The following is a 20,974-nucleotide window of genomic DNA, read 5'->3' on the forward strand; positions in this document are numbered from 1 at the left end:
CCGCGTCGCTCCCCCGGGGACCGATCAGCGTGATGCCGGCCGGCAGGCCGTCGGCGCGGAACGGTCCCGGCACCGACAGGGCCGCGAGGTCGAGCAGGTTGACGAAGTTGGTGTAGGTGCCGAGCCGGCTGTTGGGGCCGATCGGGTCGGCCTCCAGCTCGGCGAGGGTCGGGAAGACGGGCGCCGTCGGCACCACCAGCGCCTCCACCCTCTCCCAGACGCCCTCGGTCGCCCGCTTCAGCGCCGCCAGCCGGTAGAGGCCCTCGAAGGCGTCGGTGGCGGAGAAGCGCTCGGCGGCACCGACGATCCGGCGCGTCACCGGATGCACGTCGTCGGCGTTGGTGGCGAGGAAGGACCGCATGGCGGCATGGCGCTCGGCCACCCAAGGGCCCTCGTAAAGGAGCTTCGCCACGTCGAAGAAGGCGGTAAGGTCGATCTCCGCCACCTGGCCGGCGAGCGGCGTGGCGATGCCGAGCGCAGCGTCATAGGCCTTGGCCATGGCCTGGTCGCCGAAGAACAGGCGGTCCGCGCCCCGCGGCACGCCGAGGCGGGTGATCGCCGGGGCGTCGCCGCGCAGGGTCTCCGGCGCCGGCCGCGAATAGGCGTCTTCGGCATCAAAGCCGCGCATCACGGCGAAGGCCGCGAAGGCGTCGTCCACCGTGCGGGCGAAGACGGAGACGCAGTCGAGCGTGCGGCAGGCCGGCAGGACGCCGCGGGTGGAGAGGGCCCCGAGCGAGGGCTTCAGGCCGACGAGGTCGTTGAGGCCGGCGGGCACGCGGCCCGAGCCGGCCGTGTCCGTGCCGAGCGCGATGGGCACGATCCCCTGCGCCACCGCGATCGCCGAGCCCGAGGAGGAGCCGCCCGGTACGCGCGCCGGATCGAAGGCGTTGCGCGGGACCGGATAGGGCGACCGCACGCCGACGAGGCCGGTGGCGAACTGGTCGAGATTGGTCTTGCCGACGACGAGGGCGCCCGCCGCCACCAGCTTCTCGACGACGGTCGCCGAGCGGTCCGGCACGAAGGCGAAGGCCGGGCAGGCCGCCGTGGTCGGCAGGCCGGCGACGTCGATGTTGTCCTTCACCGCGACGGGTATCCCCCACAGCGGGAAGCGGGCGGGATCGAAGGGCGGCAGCGCCGCGGCCTCCGCCAGAAGGTCCGCCTCCGGCCGCAGGTGGATGAAGATGCCGGGATCGTCCACGGCCGCGATGCGCCTGTAGACGGCCGCCACCGTCGCCGCGGCGGGCGTTCCGCCGGCATAGGCGGCGTGGAGATCGGCGATGGTCGGTGCGCTTTCGCTGTGCATGGGTCCTGCTCGTCCGCAGGTTCTGTCGCAATGCCCATGCCAAGACCGGCACTCGGTTGAGGGCGGGAGGCGGTTCCACATCTCTCCGCGTGGTCCGGGGTGGCAAGCGATTGGCAACGCGCAGAAAAAGCGCCCGCGCGGCCGAGTGTCGCCATCGGACGAAGCAGGCGACCTATTGTATGCAATGGCCTAAGCGGACGGCATTATTGCACATATTTTACGCAATTGCCCGTCAGGAGGCGTCGTTTGTCGTCCGCGACAGGTCGTCCCAGGCACGCGCCGAGAGCCCGATATGCTCCCGCATGGCGGCCGCGGCACGGGCGCTGTCGGCCCTCAGGATCGCCTGCACCACGAGGGTGTGTTCCTGGTGCGACCGCGCCAGGCGATCACGGCCTTCGAACTGCGCACGCCGGAAGGGGGCGAGACGCCGGCGCGTCGCCGAGGCGAGCTCGGCGAGGTAGGAGTTGTGCGAGCCGCGATAGATGCCGACGTGGAAGGCGATGTTCGCCGCGCTGTAGGCGTCGAGGTCGCCGGCCCGCACGAGGCCAGCCATGGACTGGTGCAGGTCCTCCAGCGCGGTGCGCTCGGCCCGGTTCATGTGAGCGGCGCAGAGGCCGGCGCTGAGCGCCTCCAGCTCCCCCATGACCGAGAACATGTCGCGCAGCTGCGCGTGATCGGGCTTCGCCACGACCGCGCCGCGATGCGGCCGGATCTCGACGAGGCCCGAGGCGGAGAGCTGGCGCAGCGCCTCGCGCACGGGGGTTCGCGACACCGCGTATTCGGCGGCGATCTGCACCTCGTCGAGGGCCGCCCCCGGCTTCAGCCGCCCGGTGACGATGGCCTCGGCGAGCCGCGTCTGGAGTTCCTCGGTGCGCGTGCCGCGCACTGCCGCGGGGCTGGCGCCCCTCCCGCCGGTCGATGTCGTCGCGGTCATGGGAGCGCCGTCAGGGAACGATGGTGGGAAGGCCGATGCGGATAGGGCCGACCTGCAGCCGCCCGTCCGCCGCCCTCAGGGTGAAGATGCGGCCGGGCTTGCCCTCCACCTCCGTCGGGCGGCTCGCCATGGTGATGGCCCCCGCCGCCAGCGGCCCGAGCGTCGCGCCGAGGCCGGTCGCCTGCAGCGCCGCCTCCACATTGGCCACGCGCAGCTCGATCTCGCCGTCGGGCTTGCCCTCGGGGGTCAGGCGCAGCGTACCCTTGGCGACCGCCACGGCCGGGCCCTGGACCAGGCGCAGCAGCACGAGGTCCACCGCCCCGCCCGCCGCCATCCACTGGCGCACCGGCAGCACCTGCGGCCGGCTCGGCGTGCGCAGCAGCTTGCGGGCGACGAACTGGACCTCCGCGTCCACCGGCGCCATGGGCCGGACGGCGAAGGTCGCCTGCTTGAGGCTCGCCACCACGTCGATGCTGACGGGATCGCTGCGGTTGGGGCGCGTGTGCAGCTCGCTGCGCGCCGCCTTCACCAGCACCACGCCGTCGCGCACCACCTCGAGCCCGTCGATGACCGCGTTGGAACTGTCGTAGCCGCCGATCTGCAGCTGGGCCGAGGCCTGGGCGAGCCGCCAGGTGGCGGTGGTCACCGAGGGGTCGCCCTCCGTCACCACGGTCATCGGTCCGGTCCATTCGGAGATGACGTGTCCCGGGCTCCAGATCTGCGAGACCACCTTCAGCGTCTCGAACCGGTAGGTCTGGTAGGGCCGCGCCTCGTCGCGCAGCTCCACCATCGGCTTCGAACAGGTGATCTCCATGCGGAACGGGTAGCCCCCGCGCGTCCGCTCGCCGCACTGGATGACCCGCCCGTTGGCGGCCTCCGCCGCCAGCCAGCGCTGGATGGCGTCCTCGGCGCGGTTCGAGCCCCAGGCCCAGACGCCGCTCCATCCGGCGATGGCGAGGCCGATGACGGCGAGGGGCAGGATGATGGTGCGTGGTCGCATGGGCTCCGTCCGGCGGGAGTGCTTGCACTGGCAGGGCAGGGTCTATAGCAGAACCTGCAGGACTCGTCCCTCACCCCGTCACGTCGCAATCATGCATGAATCCGGCGATCTTTGGGTCTTCGGCTACGGATCGCTGATCTGGCGCCCCGGCTTCGACTTCGTCGAGCGCCACCCGGCGCGGCTCGTCGGCCTGCACCGCTCCCTCTGCGTCTATTCGCACGTCCACCGCGGCACGCCGGAACAGCCCGGCCTCGTCCTTGGCCTCGACCGCGGCGGCACCTGCCGCGGCATGGCTTTTCGCGTCGCGGCGGCGAAGGCGGAGGAGACCATCGCCTATCTGCGCGAGCGCGAGCAGGCGACCTCCGTCTATCTCGAGGTCTATCGCAACATCACCCTGGAGCGCCCCGACCGGGCCCGCGTGCGGGCGCTGACCTATATCGTCGACCGCGGCCACGTGCAGTATGCGGGGCGCCTGCCGCTCGACCGGCAGCTCCATATCGTCCGGCACGGCCACGGACGCTCGGGCGCCAATCCCGATTATGTGATCAACACCGTCCGGGCCATCGAGGAGATGGGCTTCCGCGACCGCGACCTGCACTGGCTCGCCGGCAACCTCTAGGCGTTCAGGGCGTCTGGCCGCGCAAGAGCTTCGGCACCTCGCCGGTGATGCCGGCCGCCTGGCGGATGAAGAAGCTCTTCAGGCCCGGCATGCGGTCGACGAGGCCGAGCCCAAGGTCGCGCACGAAGCGCAACGGCTGCGATCCGTTGGAGAACAGCCGGTTCAGCCCGTCCGTCGTCACCCCCATTACCGCCGTGTCGAAGCGCCGCCAGCGCTGGTAGCGGGCAAGCACGTCGGCGGCGCCGTGGTCCATCCCGAGCCGGGCGGCGTCGGCGAGGCACTCGGCCAGGGCCGCCACGTCGCGGAAGCCCATGTTGATGCCCTGGCCGGCGATGGGATGGATGACGTGGGCCGCATCGCCGACGAGGGCGAGCCGGGGCGCGACGAAGTCACGGGCGACCTTCAGGCCGAGGGGATAGGCCGCGGGCCTGTCGATGAGCCGGATCTCGCCGAGGCGGTGGCCGAAGCGCGTCTCGAGCTCGTCGAGGAAGAGCTCTGCCGGCAGCCGGCAGAGACGCTCGGCGCGGCCGGTCTCCTCGGTCCAGACGATGGACGAGCGCCGGCCCGTCAGCGGCAGGATGGCGAAGGGCCCGGAGGGGAGGAAATGCTCCTCCGCCCGGCCTTCGTGGTCATGCTCGTGGGCGACGGTGCAGACGATGCCCGACTGGCCGTAGTCCCAGCCGACGGTGCGGATGCCCGCGAGATCGCGCAGGCGCGAGCGGCCGCCGTCGCAGGCGACGAGCAGGGGCGTCGCGACGACGCGGCCGTCGGCGAGCGTCACGCGGGTCTCGTGCGCGTCGGCCTCGAAACCCGCCACCGAGGTCGGCGCGAAGGTCACCCCGAGGGCCTTCGCCCGTTCCCACAGGGCGCGGATCACCACGGCGTTGGGCGCCATGTGGGCGAAGGGCTCACCGGGTGCCACCTCGCCGTCGAAGGTGAGGAAGACCGGGCGCACGACGTCGAGCGTACGGCTGTCGGTCACCACCATGTCGAGGATCGGCTGCGCCTCCGGCGCGATGGCGTCCCACACGCCCGTCGCCTCGAACATGCGTCGCGCCGCCGCGGCGAAGGCCGAGGCGCGGCCGGAATCGGCCGGCGGGGCATCGATGGAGGGGTCGGCGACGGTGACGGAGAAGGAGGTGCCGAGCGCTGCCTTCAGCGCCACGGCGAGGGACAGCCCGGCGAGGCCGCCGCCGGCGATGAGGACGGCGGTGCGGGCGGGCGATGGCGCTTCCTGGTTCATGAGCCGAATCTAGCGGAATTCGCCGGTCGAGGAAATCGGCTCCCGGCCTGCAGGACCTCACGATCCGGCGACCGAACCCGCCGAAGTCGCGGGCCCGCTCGCGGTCTGGAGGACAGATCAGCCCCAGGGTTCGGTCTCAGACCGGATCACGCTCAGATCGGATCAGGCTCAGGCGAAGTTGTGCTGCGGCGAGCCAGGCTCGCCCAGCGACCATGCCATGCCGGCGCAGGCCTCTGCGCCGGTCGGTCCGGCCTCAGCCGCGAACCGCGAGATTGACCGCCTTCGGACCTTTGCCCCGCTTGTCCGGCTCGAGTTCGAACTCGAGTTTCTGCCCCTCGGCCAGACTTGCGAGCCCCGACCGCTGTACGGCCGAAATATGGACGAAGATGTCCTTGCCCCCATCGTCCGGCTTGATGAAGCCGTAGCCTTTCTCTGTATTGAAGAACTTGACGGTCCCCGTCATCGACATGCCGGTCAGCCTTTCCGAATGCACTGCCGGTTCCGCACGATTGCGAACCTGCTAGAGCTCCGGACCAGGAAATATCCGCGATGCTCCGGCACCATGGTGGAACCGGATCGCCGCCAGATCCTTGCCGCCCGGACCTGAGAGCCAGAAAGAAGCGTAACTCGGATTTTTCGGACTGCACAGCCCCCTTTTTGCTGAATCAGCACGTGTTTCCCTGCGTCAACCTTGCGGATCTATAGGGAGCCAAAGAAGAGGTGGCGCATGGGACAGGTGATATACGCCACGTTGTAACATTTTCGTCGGTTGTGCAGATCGCCAGCCGCTCGCCGCTCGGCGTCTTCAGGCAGATTGTTTCCCCGACGATCCAACTTTTGCCGGCTGCACGGCATGTGCACGGGGGCAGCGTCACCGGCGGGCCGGGCGTGAAGGGCTGTCGCTGGGCGATTTCGGGAGCCTGTGCGGCGGACGGCGGGCCGAGCGGCTGCGCCGCCGTTCCAGAGGCGGCCACGACGACGGCGATGAGGACCACGACCGCGGGGCGCATGAGCTGGAGACTAGCAGTCCCCGCGCTGCCGTCCACTGCGACGCGAGGGCTCTCAGTCGCGCCCGGCGGTCAGCATGTAATTGACCGAGAGGTCGGAGGTTTCCACCCACCGGTCGCGCAAGAGGTCGTAGCGAACCCCCTTGCGATCCGTCACGGCGAGGCCGTTCTCGGTCATCGCGGCGGAAAGGTCCTCCGGCGTGACAAACTTGTCCCACTCGTGTGTGCCGCGCGGCAGCCAGCGCAGGACGTATTCGGCGCCGACGATGGCGAGGGCGTAGCTCTTCAGGGTGCGGTTGATTGTCGCCATCACCAGGAGTCCGCCCGGTTTCACCAGCGTGGAGCAGGCCTTCACGAAGAGGCTGACGTCCGCGACGTGCTCCACCACCTCCATGGCCAGCACGATGTCGAACTGCGCGCCCGCTGCGGCCCGCTCCTCCGCCGTCGTGCAGCGATAGTCGATGGAAAGGCCCGAGAGTTTGGCATGCAGGCGCGCCGTCTCGACATTGGTGCGGGCGGGATCGATGCCGGTGACGGTGGCGCCCATGCGCGCCAGCGGCTCGCACAGGAGACCGCCGCCGCAGCCGATGTCGAGCACCGACAGGCCCGCCAGCGCATCCAGGGCGTTGCGGTCGCGGCCGAAGCGGGCGCAGGCCTCCTCGCGGATATGGGTCAGCCGCACCGGGTTGAACTTGTGCAGCACGCCCATCTTGCCCGCGGGGTTCCACCATTCGGCCGCGAGGCGGGAGAACTTGTCGACCTCACCGGGGTCGAGCGTGCTGGGCGTGGGCGTCTCGGTCGGGCGCATGGGCTTCCGATCCTCGGCATTCTTCGGACGGGTGGTCTCCCGCGTTGCCTTACATCTGATCGATGGTTATGGATACGCGCCTTTTTGACCCAAGGGGCGCCGCCGGCGCCGGATCGCTTTTGAAACCATGCCTCGCCTCGTGATGAAGTTCGGCGGCACGTCCGTCGCCAATGTCGACCGCATCAAGAACGTCGCGCGGCACGTCAAACGCGAGGTGGAGGCCGGCTACCAGGTCGCCGTCGTGGTCTCGGCCATGTCCGGCAAGACCAACGAGCTCGTCGCCTGGTGCAAGGAGGCGGCCCCCCTCTACGACCTCGCCGAATACGACACCGTGGTCGCGGCCGGCGAGCAGGTGACCTCCGGGCTCCTCGCCGTCGTCCTCACCGCCATGGGCATCAAGGCCCGCTCCTGGCAGGGCTGGCAGGTGCCGATCATCACCGACGAGGCCCATTCGGTCGCCCGCATCGCCGACATTCCCTCGGCCAACCTCGACGCCGCCTTCGCCGCCGGCGAGGTCGCGGTCATCTCCGGCTTCCAGGGCGTCACCCGCGAGAGCGGCCGCATCGCCACCCTCGGCCGCGGCGGCTCCGACACCTCCGCCGTCGCCGTCGCCGCGGCGATCCGCGCCGAGCGCTGCGACATCTACACCGACGTCGACGGCGTCTACACGACCGATCCGCGCATCGTCCCGAAGGCCCGCCGCCTCGACAAGGTGGGCTTCGAGGAGATGCTGGAAATGGCCTCGCTGGGCTCCAAGGTCCTGCAGGTCCGGTCCGTCGAACTTTCAATGATCCATGGCGTGCGCACCTATGTCCGATCCTCCTTCGATGATCCGGACAATCCGCAGAGCGGCACGCTCATCTGCGACGAGGAGGAAATCGTGGAAAAGCAGGTCGTGACCGGCATCGCCTTCTCCAGGGACGAGGCGCAGGTGAGCGTGCGCGCCGTCGCCGACAAGCCGGGCGTCGCCGCCGCGATCTTCGGCCCCCTCGCCGAGGCCAACATCAACGTCGACATGATCGTCCAGAACGTCTCCTCGGACGGCGCGACCACCGACATCACCTTCACGTGTCCGGGCGCCGACCTCGAGCGGGCGCGCCACGTGCTGATGGACGCCCGCGAGAGCGTCGGCTTCAAGGCGATCGAGACCGCTTCCGACGTGGTCAAGGTGTCCTGCATCGGGGTGGGCATGCGCTCCCACGCCGGCGTCGCCGCCAAGGCCTTCAAGGCGCTGGCCGACAAGGGCATCAACATCCGCGCCATCACCACCTCGGAGATCAAGTTCTCCGTGCTGATCGACGCGGCCTATACCGAGCTCGCCGCCCGCACGCTCCACACGCTCTACGGGCTGGACAAGGCGGCGTGATCTCGCGGGCGGGGGGACCCGCCCGGCGCTCCGCCTGTTTGGCGGCGCTGCGGACCGCAGGTTGCCCGCGGCCGGCTTTGCAAACCGCCACCGCCACCTTAATGGTGGATTTCGCGGCGGAGGCTCGCCGCGCCCTTTGCTCAGGACCGGGCTGCCAGCCCAGAACGTGACGATGCCGATGCGCCCCGCATTCGGCGGTCCGCGCCTCCTGCTCCGCCGCCTCCGCGAGGTGATGGCGGAGCAGATCTCGGCGCAGGAACGCCTCGACAAGATCGTGGTGCTGATCGCGGCCAACATGGTGGCCGAGGTCTGCTCGGTCTATGTCCTGCGCGTCGACGCCACGCTCGAGCTCTATGCCACCCAGGGCCTCAACCGCGAGGCGGTCCACCTGACCGTCATGCGGGCCGGCGAGGGCCTCGTCGGTCTGGTGGCGCAGACGGCCGAGTCGCTGAACCTCTCGGACGCCCAGGAGCACCCCTCCTTCTCCTTCAAGCCGGAGACGGGCGAGGAGATCTTCCACTCCTTCCTCGGCGTGCCGATCCTGCGCGGCGGCAACACGCTCGGCGTCCTGGTCGTGCAGAACCGCGCGCACCGGAAATACGAGGAAGACGAGGTCGAGGCGCTCCAGACCACCTCGATGGTGCTGGCGGAGATGATCGCCTCGGGCGAGCTTTCCGCGCTCGCCCCGCCGGGCCAGGAGCCCGCGGCACGCCGCCCCCTGCACCTGCCCGGAGAGGGTCTCGCGGAGGGCGTCGGCCTCGGCCACGTGGTGCTCCACGAGCCGCGCATCCAGGTCACCAAGCTGATCGCCGACGACCCCGCCCGCGAACTCGTCCGCATCGAGGCGGCGATCGAGGCCCTGCGCGCCGAGATCGACCACATGCTCGACGCCGAGGACGTCGCGCGCGGCGGCGAGCACAAGGACATCCTCGAGGCCTACCGCATGTTCGCCCATGACCGCGGCTTCGTGCGCCGCCTGAAGGAGGCGATCGGCACCGGCATCACCGCCGAGGCGGCGGTGGAGCGCGTCCAGTCGGACAACCGCGCCCGCATGATGCGCCAGACCGATCCCTATCTGCGCGAACGCATGCACGACCTCGACGACCTCGCCAACCGCCTGATGCGCCAGCTCACCGGCGCCAAGGGCGAGGTGCGCATGGACCTGCCGGACAACGCCATCGTCGTGGCGCGCCACATGGGCCCGGCGGCCCTCCTCGACTACGACCGCTCGCGCCTGCGCGGCCTCGTGCTGGAGGAGGCGGGTGCCACCAGCCACGTCGCCATCGTCGCCCGGGCGCTTGGCATCCCCACGGTCGGCCAGGCGGCGAACGTCACCAGCCTCGCCGATCCGGGCGACGCCATCATCATCGACGGCGCCACCGGCGAGGTGCACCTCAGGCCGACCAGCGACGTCGAGAGCGCCTATGCCGAGAAGGTGCGCTTCCGCGCCCGCCGCCAGGCGCAGTACGCCGCCATCCGCCACCTGCCGGCGGTGACCCGCGACGGCGTCGAGGTCAAGCTCAACCTCAACGCCGGCCTGATGGTCGACCTGCCCTTCCTCGAGGAGACCGGCGCCTCCGGCATCGGCCTGTTCCGCACCGAGCTGCAGTTCATGGTCGCCAACGCCCTGCCGCGCACCGCCGAGCAGCTCGACCTCTACCGCAAGGTGCTGGACGCCGCCGGCGACCGCCCCGTGACCTTCCGCACCCTCGACATCGGCGGCGACAAGGTGCTGCCCTACATGGATGTCATCCAGGAGGAGAACCCGGCCATGGGCTGGCGGGCGATCCGCCTCGGCCTCGACCGTCCGGGTCTCCTGCGCAGCCAGGTGCGCGCCATGCTGCGCGCCGGCGCCGGGCGCGAGGTGCGCATCATGTTCCCCATGGTGGCGGCGGTGGAGGAGTTCGACGCTGCCAAGGCCATCGTCGAGCGCGAATTGACCCATCTGCGCCGCCACGACCACCGCATGCCCGATCGCGTGCAGATCGGCGTCATGGTCGAGGTGCCGGCCCTGCTGTTCCAGCTCGACGAACTGCTGCCGCGCGTCGATTTCCTGTCGGTCGGCTCCAACGACCTCGTCCAGTTCATGTTCGCCGTGGACCGCGGCAACAGCCGCATCGCCAACCGTTTCGACGTGCTCTCGCCGCCCATCCTCAGGGCGCTGCGCCTGCTTGCGCGCAAGGGTAGGGAGCACGGCAAGCCGGTCACCCTCTGTGGCGAGCTCGCCTCCCGGCCTCTCGAGGCCATGGTGCTCGCCGGCCTCGGTTATCGCTCGCTGTCGCTGTCCCCCGCCGCCATGGGGCCGGTGAAGTCCATGCTGCTCGACCTCGACCTGTCGCGGCTGTCTGCCTTGCTCGACGACCTCATCGACCAGCCCCGCCAGGGCGCTTCCATCCGCCAGCGCCTGCGCGACTTCGCCGAAGCCGAGGGCGTGACGCTCTGATGCTGCCGCTCGCCAAGCTCCAGGCGCTGATCGTCCGGCGCGATCTCGTCGAGGCCGAGCTCTCCGCCGGCGTCGAGGGCGAGCGCTATGTCGCGCTGTCGCGGGAATTCTCCGAGCTCACGCCGGTGGTCGAGGCGATCAACGCCTACAGGACGGCGCAGGCCGAACTCGCCGACGTCGAGCAGCTCATCGCCGACCCCGCGACCGACCGCGAGATGGCCGACCTCGCCCACGAGGAGAAGCCGGCGCTGGAGGAGCGTCTCGCCGCGCTCGAGCACCAGCTCCGCCTCGCCCTGCTGCCGAAGGATGCGGCCGACGCCAAGAACGCCATCCTCGAAATCCGCGCGGGAACGGGCGGCGACGAGGCCTCGCTCTTCGCCGGTGACCTCTTCCGCATGTACGAGCGCTACGCTGCCCTGCAAGGCTGGGCGATGGAGCTGATCTCGGCGAGCGAAGGCACTGTCGGTGGCTACAAGGAGATCGTCGCCGAGATTCGCGGCGCCGGCGCCTATGCCAAGCTGAAGTTCGAGAGCGGCGTCCACCGCGTGCAGCGCGTGCCGGCGACCGAGTCCGGCGGGCGCATCCACACCTCCGCCGCCACCGTCGCCGTCCTGCCCGAGGCGGAAGAGGTCGACGTCGCCATCAACGAGGACGACCTTCGGATCGACGTCATGCGCGCCCAGGGCGCCGGCGGCCAGCACGTCAATAAGACCGAGTCGGCGGTACGCATCACCCATATCCCGACCAACACGGTCGTCCTCGTTCAGGACGAGCGCTCGCAGCACAAGAACAAGGCGCGCGCCATGGCGATCCTGCGTTCGCGCATCTTCGACGAGGAGCGCCGCCGCCTCGCCGCGACGCGCGCCGAGGATCGCAAGCTGCAGGTCGGCTCCGGCGACCGCTCCGAGCGCATCCGCACCTACAACTTCCCGCAGGGGCGGGTCACCGACCACCGCATCGAGCTGACGCTCTACAAGCTGCCGGAGATCATGGCGGGCACGGCGCTGGGCGAGATCGTCGACGCCCTCATCGCCGATCATCAGGCAAGCCTCCTGGCGCTGGACACGGCGGCGTGATCCCCGCCGGCACGACCCTCGCCGCGGCGCGCCGCCTCCTCGCGGACAGGCTGGCGGCGGCGGGCATCGACGATGCCGGCACCGAGGCCCGGCTCCTCCTGAAGCTCGCCACGGGCCGCGACGCGGCCCTAGCCGGATCGGCGGGCGAGACCTGTCTCGACGCGGCGGAGGCGACCCGCGCCTCCGCTTTCGCCACTCGGCGCGTGGCGCGCGAACCCTTCGCGCGCATCGCCGGCTGCGGCGCCTTCCACGGCCTCGACTTCGCCCTCAACGCCGCCTGCCTCGTGCCGCGCGACGATACCGAGGCCCTGATCGATGCGGCGCTGCGCCTTCTTCCGGCCGGCCAGCCCGCTGCCATCCTCGATCTCGGCGTCGGCCCCGGCACCATCCTGCTGGCGCTTTTGACCGAGCGGCCCGAGGCGCGCGGTCTTGGCGTCGATGTTTCGGCTGAGGCGCTGGAGGCGGCGCGGCGGAATGCCCTGACGCTCGGCCTCGCGGACCGTGCCGACTTCGCCGAGGGGCGCTGGACGGATGGGCTCACGGGCGCCTTCGACCTCGTCGTCTCCAACCCGCCCTATATCCCCGCCCGCGACTGCGACACCCTCGCGCCCGAAGTGGCGCTGCACGACCCGCGGCTCGCCCTCGACGGCGGCGCGGACGGGCTCGATGCCTATCGCGTCATCTTCGAAGGCGTCGGCCCCGTCCTGAAGCCCGGCGGCCATGTCGCGGTGGAGATCGGCATCGGCCAGGCGCCGGATGTCACCGCCATCGCCTCGGCATGCGGCTTCCGGCTGGAGCGGCTTTCATCGGATCTCGCCGGCATTCCCCGCGCCCTCGTCTTCCGGCGGGCACGCCCCGCCGCCTGAGACGGGTCCGTCAGTCCTCGCCGAGCGCGAAGATCGTCGCGTGATATTCGGCCGAGTCGGTGAAGCCGACGTCGAAGGTCACCGCCACCACCACGGCGATGCTGCGGCCGTTCTCGCTGCGATAGACGTCGGTGACCCGCGCCCGGTGGAAGCAGGTCTTCGGCGGCAGGATGAAGGGCAGCGCCGCGCTCTGTTCGCGAAAGGCCTTGGGTGCGCGGGTCGCCGCCTCCTGATCCCACGAGGGGATCTCCGGCTTCAGCGTCACGGTCAGCGTATGGGCCTCGCCCGTGGCGCGCTCGCGGCAGGCGAGGTCCGGATCGTCGGGCACCGGCATCTGCGCGGTGATGGTGTATTTCATCGCCGTTCCCGGATGGGTGCCGATGATGTCGGGCTCGCCCATGACGCGCACGGGGCCGGAGGTCTCCGTGAGGTCAGTGAGGGCGAGGCCGCCCAGCCGCCGCCCTGGATCGGTCAGCCGCAGCGCCCGGAGCGGCCTTTGCGTCACGCCACGGGTCCAGCGCCGCACGGCGGCCGTGGTGGCGCTGGCCTCGTCGTCCTCGGAGAAGCGGAAGCCGCGCATGGCGCCGCGGCGCGGATCGGCCGCCTCGCTGTCCCAGGCGACCTGCGTCACGCCGCGCGGAAAACCGCGGGCGGAGCGCCCGGTCGTCGCATCCACCACGTCCACGGCGAAGGCGCCCTTCTCGTTGACGCCGTCGCCGCCTTCCTGCTCGAAGCCGAAATATCGCCCATCGGCCGAAAACCCGAGGATGCGCAGGTCCGGCGCGCGTCCGAGCTCCCGGGCAGCGGCAGGGGTGGCGAGGGCGGCGAGAACGGCGAAGCAGGCTGGTGCGAGGCAGGCGAGGGCGCGGCGAACGGGCATCGGGATGGTCCGGGTGACGAGGGCGACGGCCGCCTTGTCGCCGATGCCGCGCTCTGCCCCATGTCGCCCGGGTGTGCCGGGCGTTTCCCCTGTTGCCGACCGCAAAAACAAATCCCCCGGCCGCGAGGCCGGGGGATCGTTCGAACGGGGATGCCGGATTGGGCTGGCGCTTACTGGTCGCGCTGGCCGAGCAGGGACATCAGGAACTGGAACATGCCGACGAAGTCCATGTAGAGCTGGAGGGCGCCGAAGATGGCGGCCTTCTGCACGATGGAGCCGTCGTTCGCATAGGCCAGGCTGTAGATGTACTCGTTCTTGATGTTCTGCGTGTCGTAGGCGGTGAGGCCCGCGAAGATCAGCACGCCGACCACCGAGATGATCCACTGCAGCATGGTCGAGGGCGTGCCGGTGAAGGCGGCGATGCCGATGTTCACCAGCATGGCGATGATCAGGCCGAAGAGACCCATCATCAGGAAGGTGCCCATGCCCGAGAGGTCACGCTTGGTGGTGTAGCCCCACAGCGACAGCGCGCCGAAGGAGGCGGCCGTGATGAAGAACACCCGGGCGACCGAGGTGTGGGCATAGACCAGCAGGATCGTGGTCATCGAGACGCCGACGAGCGCCGCATAGACCCAGAAGGTGATCTGGGCGGCGGGGGCGCTGAGACGATCGGCGCGGAAGGAGAGCAGCATCACCACGCCGAGCGGGGCGAGGATGACGACGAACTTGAACCAGCTCGCGAAGAGGAAGGCGCCGAAGGGCGTCAGATACTGGCCGCCGGCCACGCGCATGGCGCCGCGCGCCGTGCGGGCGGCGAGGTTCGCATCGCCCGTCACCGAGAGCATGTAGATGCCGAGGGCCGCCATGCCGGTGATGGCGAGGCCGATCATCATGTAGTTGTAGACGCCGACCATGTAGGAGCGAAGGCCCTGGTCGATCTGGGCCTGCTGAACGGCCGTCGGCTGGCCATAACCGTAGCCGCCATAGGCCTGGGCATTCGGATCGTAGTGCGACATGGAAGAACCTCTGGCTTTCCCCTTGAGACGGTCCGCGACGGGTCCGTCATCCGACACGCAATATGGCTGAGGCCATGGCGGAAACAAGGCCCTCCCTCACGCCGTTCCAGCATTGGCGGGACTTCGCGTCCCTTTGTCGCAAGTTTGTGCCGGCGCGCGGCGGGAGGTCACCCGTCGCTGTGCCAGCTTACATGTTGCGCAGGACCGGGGCGGGTTTTTCGCCGAGGGCCCGCCAGGTGCCGACGAGGCCGAAACCGACGGTGAGAACGATGGCCAGAACGATGATGCCGAGGGCCTGCAGCGGGGCGAAGGCGAAGGGGATGTTCATCACCTGCGTCGTCACCACCCAGGCGGTGACGCAGCCGCTGGCGAGGCCGAACAGCGCCGTGACGGTGCCGAGCAGGGCATATTCCGTCGCATAGGTGCGGATCAGCATGGCGCGCGGCGCCCCGAGCGTCTTCAGGATGACCGCGTCGTAGACCCTCGCCCGGTGGCCGGCGGCGAGCGCCCCGGCCAGCACCAGGATCGCCGCCACCAGCGTCACCACGCTGGCGCCGCGGATGCCCGTGGCGATCTGCGTCGCGAGCTGGCCGACCGCCTCGAGGGCGTCCTTCACCCGGACCGTGGTCACCGCCGGGAAGGCCGCCGCCACCTGCTGCAGCAGGGCGATCTCGGTCTCCGCGCTCGCCGGCTGGCGATAGGTGAGGGTGGCGAGGTGGGAGTGCGGCGCCCCTCGGAACGTGTTCGGCGAGAAGACCACGATGAAGTTGATGCCGAGATTGTCCCACTGGATGTGCCGGAAATTGGCGATCCGCGCGGTGATGTTGCGGCCGAGCACGTTGACCGTCACCTCGTCGCCGAGCTTCAGCCCGAAGCCGCGGCCCATCCGCTCGTCGAAGGAGACCAGCGGCGGACCGTTGTAGTCCGCCGGCCACCATTCGCCGGAGGTGACGCGCGAATTGCGCGGCGTCGTTTCGGCATAGGTGATGCCGCGGTCGCCGCGCAGCGCCCAGGCGATGTCGTCGCTGGCGCGGATCTCCTCGACCGGGCGGCCGCCGAGCCGCACGAAGCGGCCGCGGAGCATGGGCACGCGGTTGAGGTCGGCGCCCGGCGCCTTCTCGGCGATGAAGGCGTCGAAGCGCGGCGCGTCGGAATTGACGATGTCGACGAAGAAGAAGGACGGCGCCCGTTCGGGGAGCGCGTCTTCGATCTGCCGGCGGAAGCTCGCATCCACCAGGGCGATGACCGCGAGCAGCGTCAGGCCGAGGCCGAGGGAGAGGACCACCGAGGGGGTCAGCGCTCCCGGCCGGTGCAGGTTCGAGACGGCGAGCCTCAGGCTGGTGCGGCGCGAGCGCGGCATGCGCGCCGCCAGCGCCATGATTCCGGCCGCCACAAGGCGCAAGGCCACGAAGATCCCGGCGGCGCCGGCCATGAAGCCCATGGCGAGCCGCGGATTGAAGGAGGTGACGACCGAGAGCGTCACCAGCACCGCGAGGGTGGCGGCGACGAGCGCGAGGTAGCGCGGGCGCGGCCAGCGGCGCTCGCCGTCCACCGTGTCGCGGAACAGCGCCGAGACCGGCACGTCGTGGGCCCGGCCGAGCGGCCAGAGCGCGAAGGCGAGCGCCACGAGGAGGCCATAGGCCGCCGCGGTGGCGAGTTCACCCGGCTGGACGCTGGTCGCGACGGGAATCGGGATGGCCGAGCCGAAGGCCGCCACCACCGCCGCCGGCAGGGCGGCGCCGGCGGCGAGGCCGATCACGGTTCCGACCAGGGCGAGGAGGCCGACCTGCGTCAGCGTCGCGGCGAAGACCATGCCGCCGGTGGCGCCCAGCGCCTTCAGCGTTGCGATGTCGTCGCGCTTGCGGTCGACGAGGTTTGCCACGGCATTGGCGACGCCGACGCCGCCGACCAGTAGCGCGGTGAGGCCGACGAGGGTCAGGAACTGAGAGAAGCGCTCGATCTGCGTCGTCAGCTGCGGCGAGGCGTTCATCCGGGTGCGGATCTCGAAGCCGGCATCCGGGAAGCGGCCGCGGACGTCGGCGATCACCCGGCGAAGGTCGGCATCGCTCGCCTGGGTCGAACCGAGGTCGAGCTGGTACATCCAGCGGATGAGGGATCCCGGCTGGATCAGGCCGGTCTGGCGGAACGTGTCGAGGGAGAGCAGCAGTCGTGGGCCGAAGCCGAGCCCGCCGGCGAGCCTGTCCGGTTCGCTGCGGATGACGCCGGCGATGCGCACGGGAAGGTCGCCGAGGATCACCTCGTCGCCGACGGCGACGCCGAGGCGGACCAGCAGCGCAGGCTCGACCAGCACGCCCGCCCGGCCGTCGCGCACGGCAAGGGCATCCCGCGTCGATGCCGCGGGCTCGCTCTCCAGCCTGCCGACCAGCGGGTAGAGCCCGGGGTCCACCGCCTTGATCTCGACCAGCGAGGATTTGGCCGCATCGCCGACGGCGGGGGTGCGCGCCATGGCGCGCGTCGTCGCCATCGTGGCGACCGTGCCGCGTTCGGCGAGTGCCGCGATGATGGCCTCGGGCAGTTCGCGGTGCAAAACCTGGAACGAGGCGTCGGCGCCGAGGATGACGCGCCCCTCGCGGGTCAGGCCCTCGACGAGCCCGCGGGCGAAGGAGCCGACGCCGGCGATGGCCGCGACGCCGAGCGCGATGCAGGCGATGAAGGTGCCGAAGCCCCTCAGGCCCCCGCGCAGGTCGCGCAGGCCCAGGCGGATGGCGGTCGGCAGGCGGCTCGGCCGCGCGACGAAGCCGCTCACGCCACCGTCTCCGGCGCGCGGCTGTCCTCGACGATGACGCCGGAGCGCAGACGCACCACCCGGTCGCAGCGCTCCGCCAGCGCCCGGTCGTGGGTGACGAGCACCAGCGTCGCGCCGCGCTCGGCCTGCTTGGAGAACATCAGGTCGATGATGGTGCGGCCGGTGGTCTCGTCGAGATTGCCGGTCGGCTCGTCGGCGAAGAGGATCTCGGGGCGCACCGACAGGGCCCTGGCCAGCGCCGTGCGCTGCTGCTCGCCGCCCGACATCTGCGTCGGATAGTGGTTGAGCCGCGTACCGAGGCCGACCGCGTCGAGTTCGTCGGCCGCCCGGTCGAAGGCGTCGCGGGCTCCGGCGAGCTCCAACGGCACGGCGACGTTCTCGAGCGCCGTCATGGTCGGGATCAGGTGGAAGGACTGGAAGACGATGCCGGCATGGCGGCCCCGGAAGCGCGCCAGCGCGTCCTCGTCGAGGCCGGTGATGTCGGTGCCCGCCACGGTTACCTTGCCGGAATCCGGACGTTCGAGCCCGGCCATGACCATGAGCAGCGTCGACTTGCCCGAGCCCGAGGGACCGACGAGGCCCACCGACTGGCCGGCGGCGATGGACAGCGACAGGCCCTTGAGGATGTGGACGCGCGAGGCGCCGCGTCCGAGCGACAGCTCGACCTTGTCGATGGCGATGGCGGGGCGCGTCGGGTGCGGCGGGTCGGTCGGCAGGGGCATGGTATCGGGATCGCTCGCATCGGGCCGCACATTGCGGCATTGCACCTAAGACCCTAGATGGCACCCGTATCGGCCTTTGGGAAGGGAAGCCCCGTGCGACAGTTCGTGATCGGCCTGACGGCCCTCGTCCTCGGCCTCGCATCGCTTCCGGCGGGGGCCCAGCAGGCCAGGCCCGTCAGCATCGTCGCCCTCGGCGACAGCCTGACCGCAGGCTACGGGCTCGGTCCCGGCGATGCCTTTCCCGTCCGTCTGCAGGCGGCGCTGAAGGCTAAAGGCCTCGACGTGACGGTCCAGAACGCCGGCGTCTCCGGCGACACCTCGTCCGGCGGGCTGGAGCGGCTCGACTGGGCGGTGGGCGAGGGCGTCGACGCGGTCATCCTCGAACTCGGCGCCAACGACGCCCTGCGCGGCATCGACCCCGCCGTCACCCGGCGCAACCTCGACGCCATCATCACCCGGCTCAAGGAGAAGCGGATCGCCGTCCTCCTCACCGGCATGCTGGCGCCGCCCAACATGGGCAGCACCTTCGCCGCTGCGTTCAACCCGATCTTCCCCGAGCTCGCGGCGAAGCACGGCGTCCTCTTCGATCCCTTCTTCCTCGACGGCGTCGCTGCCGACGCCGCCCTCAACCTGTCCGACGGCATGCATCCCAATGCCCGGGGCGTCGAGGCCATCGTCCGGCGCATCCTGCCGAAGGTCGAGGAGCTGATCGCCGAGGTCCGGTCCCGCCGCGGCGGTTGACCGGGGCCCGCCGGCCCCCTACCCAGACCCCGACACCCCCGCAGCGATCGGTATCCCGCATGCAGACCCGTCCCCTCGGCCGCACCGGCCTGTCCGTTCCCGTCATCTGCCTCGGCACCATGACCTTCGGCGAACAGAACACCGAGGCGGAGGGCCATCACCAGATGGACTACGCCGTCTCCCGCGGCGTCACCTTCTTCGACACGGCGGAGATGTATGCGGTCCCGCCGAAGGCCGAGACCTATGGCGCCACCGAGCGGATCATCGGCTCCTGGCTGAAGAAGCGTGGCCGGCGCGACGACATCCTCATCGCCTCCAAGGTCGCGGGCGCCGGCGCCATGACCTGGCTGCGCCCGGACGGCGCGCCGACGCGTCTGACGCGGGCGCAGATGCAGATCGCCCTCGACCAGAGCCTGAAGCGGCTCGGCACCGACTACATCGACCTCTACCAGCTGCACTGGCCGGAGCGTCCGGCCCCCTTCGGCGCCAATCCGAGCCGGTTTGACGGGGAGGGCTGGGCCCCGCGCTCCGACGAGACCCCGATCGCCGAGCAGCTCGACACGCTCGGCGAGTTCGTCAGGGCCGGCAAGGTGCGCTTCATCGGCCTGTCGAACGAGAGCGCCTGGGGCACCATGACCTTCCTGAAGGAGGCGGAGGCGCGCGGCCTGCCGCGGGTCCAGAGCGTGCAGAACGCCTATCACCTGCTGAACCGGACCTTCGAGACCGCCCTCGCCGAGGTGGCGCTCCGCGAGCAGGTGGGGCTCCTCGCCTATTCGCCCCTCGCCCAGGGGTTTCTCACGGGCAAGTATCTGGACGGCGCGCGTCCTGCCGGTGCCCGCGTCACTCTCTTCGATCGCCAGCAGCGCTACCAGAAGCCCGGATCGGAAGAGGCGGTCCGCGACTATGTGGCGATCGCCCGCCAGGCCGGCCTCGATCCCGCCGTCATGGCCATCGCCTTCGTGGCGAGCCGTCCCTTCGTCGCCTCCGCCATCATCGGCGCCACCTCCATGGCGCAGCTGAAAACGGCCATCGACGCCGGCGAGACGGTGCTCTCGCCCGACATCCTCGCGGCCATCGACGCCATCCACCAGATGAGGGGCAATCCGGCCCCCTGACGGACCGGCACCCTCCGGAGAAACCGCTTGGAATCCGCCAGCGGACGGGCTAAACATGGTTTCATAAGATTCGAAGCGGTCCGGGGTCATATCCGCGCGTCGAACGCAACATCAAACAGGTCTGGTGGGGTTTGGTACGTCGGAGCCAGGGCGCGAGGGGCGCCATGAATCCGATCCCGAATGAAGGACGAGGCGCGCACGAGGCGCGAAGGGCGGGACGCTCGAGCGTCGCCCTGAACCCTGAAGATCGTTGAAAGGCCGAACGCGGCAAGGCCGGGCGCAGGGCGCCTGTGAGGTCTGCCTGCGAGCGGCTTCAGAATCCGGACGCATCGCTTGGACGCGTGCTCCGCTTGAGGAGGTCGATAAAGGACCGACATGAGAAACAGCAACAACAAGCGCATGCGCGGCCGCAACAACCGCGGCGGCGGCAAGGGCCCCAATCCGCTCTCGCGAAGCTACGAGTCCAACGGACCCGACGTGAAGATTCGCGGCACGGCCCAGCATGTGGCGGAGAAGTATCTCCAGCTCGCGCGCGATGCCCATTCCTCCGGTGATCCCGTCTCGGCCGAGAGCTATCTGCAGCACGCCGAGCATTATTTCCGCCTGATCGCCGCCGCCCAGGAGGCGCTCCGCCAGCAGCAGGCGCCGCGCGTCGAGGGGCAGGTCGACGACGAGGGGGACGATGACGACGACGACGATTTCGCCTCGCCCTTCGACAAGCGTTTCGAATCGCCCGTCCAGGCGAAGCCCGAAGTGCCGCCGCCGCAGCAGCCCCGCGATTTCGGTGGCCAGCCGCGCGAGTACCAGGGCCAGCGCGACTTCCAGGGTCAGCGCGAGCCGCGTGACTACCAGGGCCAGCGTGACTTCCAGGGCCAGAACCGCGGCGACCGGGACCGTTTCCCCGGCGGCCAGCGCTTCCCGGACCGGCAGGACCGCCAGGACCGTCCCCGTCCCCAGCCGGAAGCGGTGAGCGGCGAGCAGCCCGACGTCGCCGGCACGGCACCGGACGGCGAGGGCGGTCAGCCCCGCGACGGCCGTCCCTACGAGAGCCGCCGCGAGCGCTTCGAG

Annotated in this window: 18 protein-coding genes; 8 read left to right on the plus strand and 10 right to left on the minus strand. The window is 70.5% G+C overall.

Annotated elements, in window-relative coordinates; translation table 11 throughout:
* The 3 genes from atzF to ACT6XY_RS17530 form a co-directional block, all read right to left on the minus strand.
* A partial coding sequence (gene atzF, locus ACT6XY_RS17520; RefSeq protein WP_444749615.1) for an allophanate hydrolase occupies nucleotides 1–1,303 on the minus strand: 1,303 nt, incomplete at its 3' end.
* Nucleotides 1,304–1,535: 232 nt separating this feature from the next.
* Nucleotides 1,536–2,237, minus strand: a complete 702-nt coding sequence (locus tag ACT6XY_RS17525; RefSeq protein ID WP_444749616.1) for a GntR family transcriptional regulator — start codon at nucleotides 2,235–2,237, stop codon at nucleotides 1,536–1,538.
* A 10-nt stretch (nucleotides 2,238–2,247) separates the two neighbouring features.
* Nucleotides 2,248–3,237: a DUF2125 domain-containing protein gene (locus ACT6XY_RS17530; protein ID WP_444749617.1), complete on the minus strand. Its 990-nt coding sequence runs from the start codon at nucleotides 3,235–3,237 to the stop codon at nucleotides 2,248–2,250.
* 91 nt (nucleotides 3,238–3,328) lie between these two features.
* On the opposite strand from ACT6XY_RS17530, the gene ACT6XY_RS17535 reads away from it, so the two are divergent.
* On the plus strand, nucleotides 3,329–3,856 hold the full coding sequence (locus ACT6XY_RS17535; protein WP_444749618.1) for a gamma-glutamylcyclotransferase: 528 nt from the start codon (nucleotides 3,329–3,331) through the stop codon (nucleotides 3,854–3,856).
* A 4-nt stretch (nucleotides 3,857–3,860) separates the two neighbouring features.
* On the opposite strand, the gene ACT6XY_RS17540 is transcribed toward ACT6XY_RS17535, so the two are convergent.
* From ACT6XY_RS17540 to ubiG, 3 genes are all read right to left on the minus strand, one after another.
* Nucleotides 3,861–5,099: a ubiquinone biosynthesis hydroxylase gene (locus ACT6XY_RS17540; protein WP_444749619.1), complete on the minus strand. Its 1,239-nt coding sequence runs from the start codon at nucleotides 5,097–5,099 to the stop codon at nucleotides 3,861–3,863.
* 253 nt (nucleotides 5,100–5,352) lie between these two features.
* Complete coding sequence (locus ACT6XY_RS17545; protein WP_296575249.1) at nucleotides 5,353–5,568, minus strand: cold-shock protein; 216 nt, start codon at nucleotides 5,566–5,568, stop codon at nucleotides 5,353–5,355.
* Between the two features lie 593 nt (nucleotides 5,569–6,161).
* Nucleotides 6,162–6,914 (minus strand): bifunctional 2-polyprenyl-6-hydroxyphenol methylase/3-demethylubiquinol 3-O-methyltransferase UbiG, encoded by a 753-nt coding sequence (gene ubiG / locus ACT6XY_RS17550; protein ID WP_444749620.1) that lies wholly within the window; start codon nucleotides 6,912–6,914, stop codon nucleotides 6,162–6,164.
* A gap of 127 nt (nucleotides 6,915–7,041) precedes the next feature.
* Between ubiG and ACT6XY_RS17555 the strand changes: the two genes are divergently transcribed.
* From ACT6XY_RS17555 to prmC, 4 genes are all read left to right on the plus strand, one after another.
* The gene (locus ACT6XY_RS17555) at nucleotides 7,042–8,280 is read left to right on the plus strand and encodes an aspartate kinase (protein ID WP_444749621.1); all 1,239 of its coding nucleotides are present in this window, start codon (nucleotides 7,042–7,044) and stop codon (nucleotides 8,278–8,280) included.
* A 178-nt stretch (nucleotides 8,281–8,458) separates the two neighbouring features.
* Complete coding sequence (ptsP, locus tag ACT6XY_RS17560) at nucleotides 8,459–10,723, plus strand: phosphoenolpyruvate--protein phosphotransferase (RefSeq protein ID WP_444749631.1); 2,265 nt, start codon at nucleotides 8,459–8,461, stop codon at nucleotides 10,721–10,723.
* Nucleotides 10,723–11,799 (plus strand): peptide chain release factor 1, encoded by a 1,077-nt coding sequence (gene prfA, locus ACT6XY_RS17565; protein WP_444749622.1) that lies wholly within the window; start codon nucleotides 10,723–10,725, stop codon nucleotides 11,797–11,799. Before ptsP ends, prfA begins: the two co-directional genes overlap by 1 nt.
* Complete coding sequence (prmC, locus tag ACT6XY_RS17570; RefSeq protein WP_444749623.1) at nucleotides 11,796–12,665, plus strand: peptide chain release factor N(5)-glutamine methyltransferase; 870 nt, start codon at nucleotides 11,796–11,798, stop codon at nucleotides 12,663–12,665. Before prfA ends, prmC begins: the two co-directional genes overlap by 4 nt.
* A gap of 10 nt (nucleotides 12,666–12,675) precedes the next feature.
* Here prmC and ACT6XY_RS17575 read toward each other — a convergent pair whose 3' ends face one another.
* The 4 genes from ACT6XY_RS17575 to ACT6XY_RS17590 all read right to left on the minus strand — a co-directional run bounded on the left by ACT6XY_RS17575 (nucleotide 12,676) and on the right by ACT6XY_RS17590 (nucleotide 18,050).
* Entirely contained in the window at nucleotides 12,676–13,545 is an 870-nt protein-coding gene (locus ACT6XY_RS17575) for a hypothetical protein (RefSeq protein WP_444749624.1), read from the minus strand.
* A 170-nt stretch (nucleotides 13,546–13,715) separates the two neighbouring features.
* On the minus strand, nucleotides 13,716–14,561 hold the full coding sequence (locus tag ACT6XY_RS17580; protein ID WP_444749625.1) for a Bax inhibitor-1/YccA family protein: 846 nt from the start codon (nucleotides 14,559–14,561) through the stop codon (nucleotides 13,716–13,718).
* A 187-nt stretch (nucleotides 14,562–14,748) separates the two neighbouring features.
* Nucleotides 14,749–17,328 (minus strand): ABC transporter permease, encoded by a 2,580-nt coding sequence (locus ACT6XY_RS17585; protein WP_444749626.1) that lies wholly within the window; start codon nucleotides 17,326–17,328, stop codon nucleotides 14,749–14,751.
* Nucleotides 17,325–18,050 carry an ABC transporter ATP-binding protein gene (locus tag ACT6XY_RS17590; protein ID WP_444749627.1) on the minus strand — a complete coding sequence of 242 codons (726 nt, stop codon included), beginning with the start codon at nucleotides 18,048–18,050 and terminating at the stop codon, nucleotides 17,325–17,327. Before ACT6XY_RS17590 ends, ACT6XY_RS17585 begins: the two co-directional genes overlap by 4 nt.
* Nucleotides 18,051–18,143: 93 nt before the next feature.
* Between ACT6XY_RS17590 and ACT6XY_RS17595 the strand changes: the two genes are divergently transcribed.
* The 3 genes from ACT6XY_RS17595 to ACT6XY_RS17605 form a co-directional block, all read left to right on the plus strand.
* Nucleotides 18,144–18,791: an arylesterase gene (locus tag ACT6XY_RS17595; protein ID WP_444749628.1), complete on the plus strand. Its 648-nt coding sequence runs from the start codon at nucleotides 18,144–18,146 to the stop codon at nucleotides 18,789–18,791.
* A 59-nt stretch (nucleotides 18,792–18,850) separates the two neighbouring features.
* The gene (locus ACT6XY_RS17600; protein ID WP_444749629.1) at nucleotides 18,851–19,906 is read left to right on the plus strand and encodes an aldo/keto reductase; all 1,056 of its coding nucleotides are present in this window, start codon (nucleotides 18,851–18,853) and stop codon (nucleotides 19,904–19,906) included.
* A gap of 375 nt (nucleotides 19,907–20,281) precedes the next feature.
* The coding region (locus tag ACT6XY_RS17605; protein ID WP_444749630.1) for a DUF4167 domain-containing protein at nucleotides 20,282–20,974 on the plus strand (693 nt) is incomplete at its 3' end.

Origin of the sequence: Phreatobacter sp. (assembly GCF_052440005.1) — a bacterium.
Lineage (GTDB): Bacteria > Pseudomonadota > Alphaproteobacteria > Rhizobiales > Phreatobacteraceae > Phreatobacter.

Coding starts and splice junctions, on each gene's coding strand:
- ACT6XY_RS17525 (WP_444749616.1), bottom strand. CDS start 2,237: ATGACCGCGACGACATCGACCGGCGGGAGGGGCGCCAGCCCCGCGGCA.
- ACT6XY_RS17530 (WP_444749617.1), bottom strand. CDS start 3,237: ATGCGACCACGCACCATCATCCTGCCCCTCGCCGTCATCGGCCTCGCC.
- ACT6XY_RS17535 (WP_444749618.1), top strand. CDS start 3,329: ATGCATGAATCCGGCGATCTTTGGGTCTTCGGCTACGGATCGCTGATC.
- ACT6XY_RS17540 (WP_444749619.1), bottom strand. CDS start 5,099: ATGAACCAGGAAGCGCCATCGCCCGCCCGCACCGCCGTCCTCATCGCC.
- ACT6XY_RS17545 (WP_296575249.1), bottom strand. CDS start 5,568: ATGTCGATGACGGGGACCGTCAAGTTCTTCAATACAGAGAAAGGCTAC.
- ubiG (WP_444749620.1), bottom strand. CDS start 6,914: ATGCGCCCGACCGAGACGCCCACGCCCAGCACGCTCGACCCCGGTGAG.
- ACT6XY_RS17555 (WP_444749621.1), top strand. CDS start 7,042: ATGCCTCGCCTCGTGATGAAGTTCGGCGGCACGTCCGTCGCCAATGTC.
- ptsP (WP_444749631.1), top strand. CDS start 8,459: ATGCGCCCCGCATTCGGCGGTCCGCGCCTCCTGCTCCGCCGCCTCCGC.
- prfA (WP_444749622.1), top strand. CDS start 10,723: ATGCTGCCGCTCGCCAAGCTCCAGGCGCTGATCGTCCGGCGCGATCTC.
- ACT6XY_RS17575 (WP_444749624.1), bottom strand. CDS start 13,545: ATGCCCGTTCGCCGCGCCCTCGCCTGCCTCGCACCAGCCTGCTTCGCC.
- ACT6XY_RS17580 (WP_444749625.1), bottom strand. CDS start 14,561: ATGTCGCACTACGATCCGAATGCCCAGGCCTATGGCGGCTACGGTTAT.
- ACT6XY_RS17590 (WP_444749627.1), bottom strand. CDS start 18,050: ATGCCCCTGCCGACCGACCCGCCGCACCCGACGCGCCCCGCCATCGCC.
- ACT6XY_RS17600 (WP_444749629.1), top strand. CDS start 18,851: ATGCAGACCCGTCCCCTCGGCCGCACCGGCCTGTCCGTTCCCGTCATC.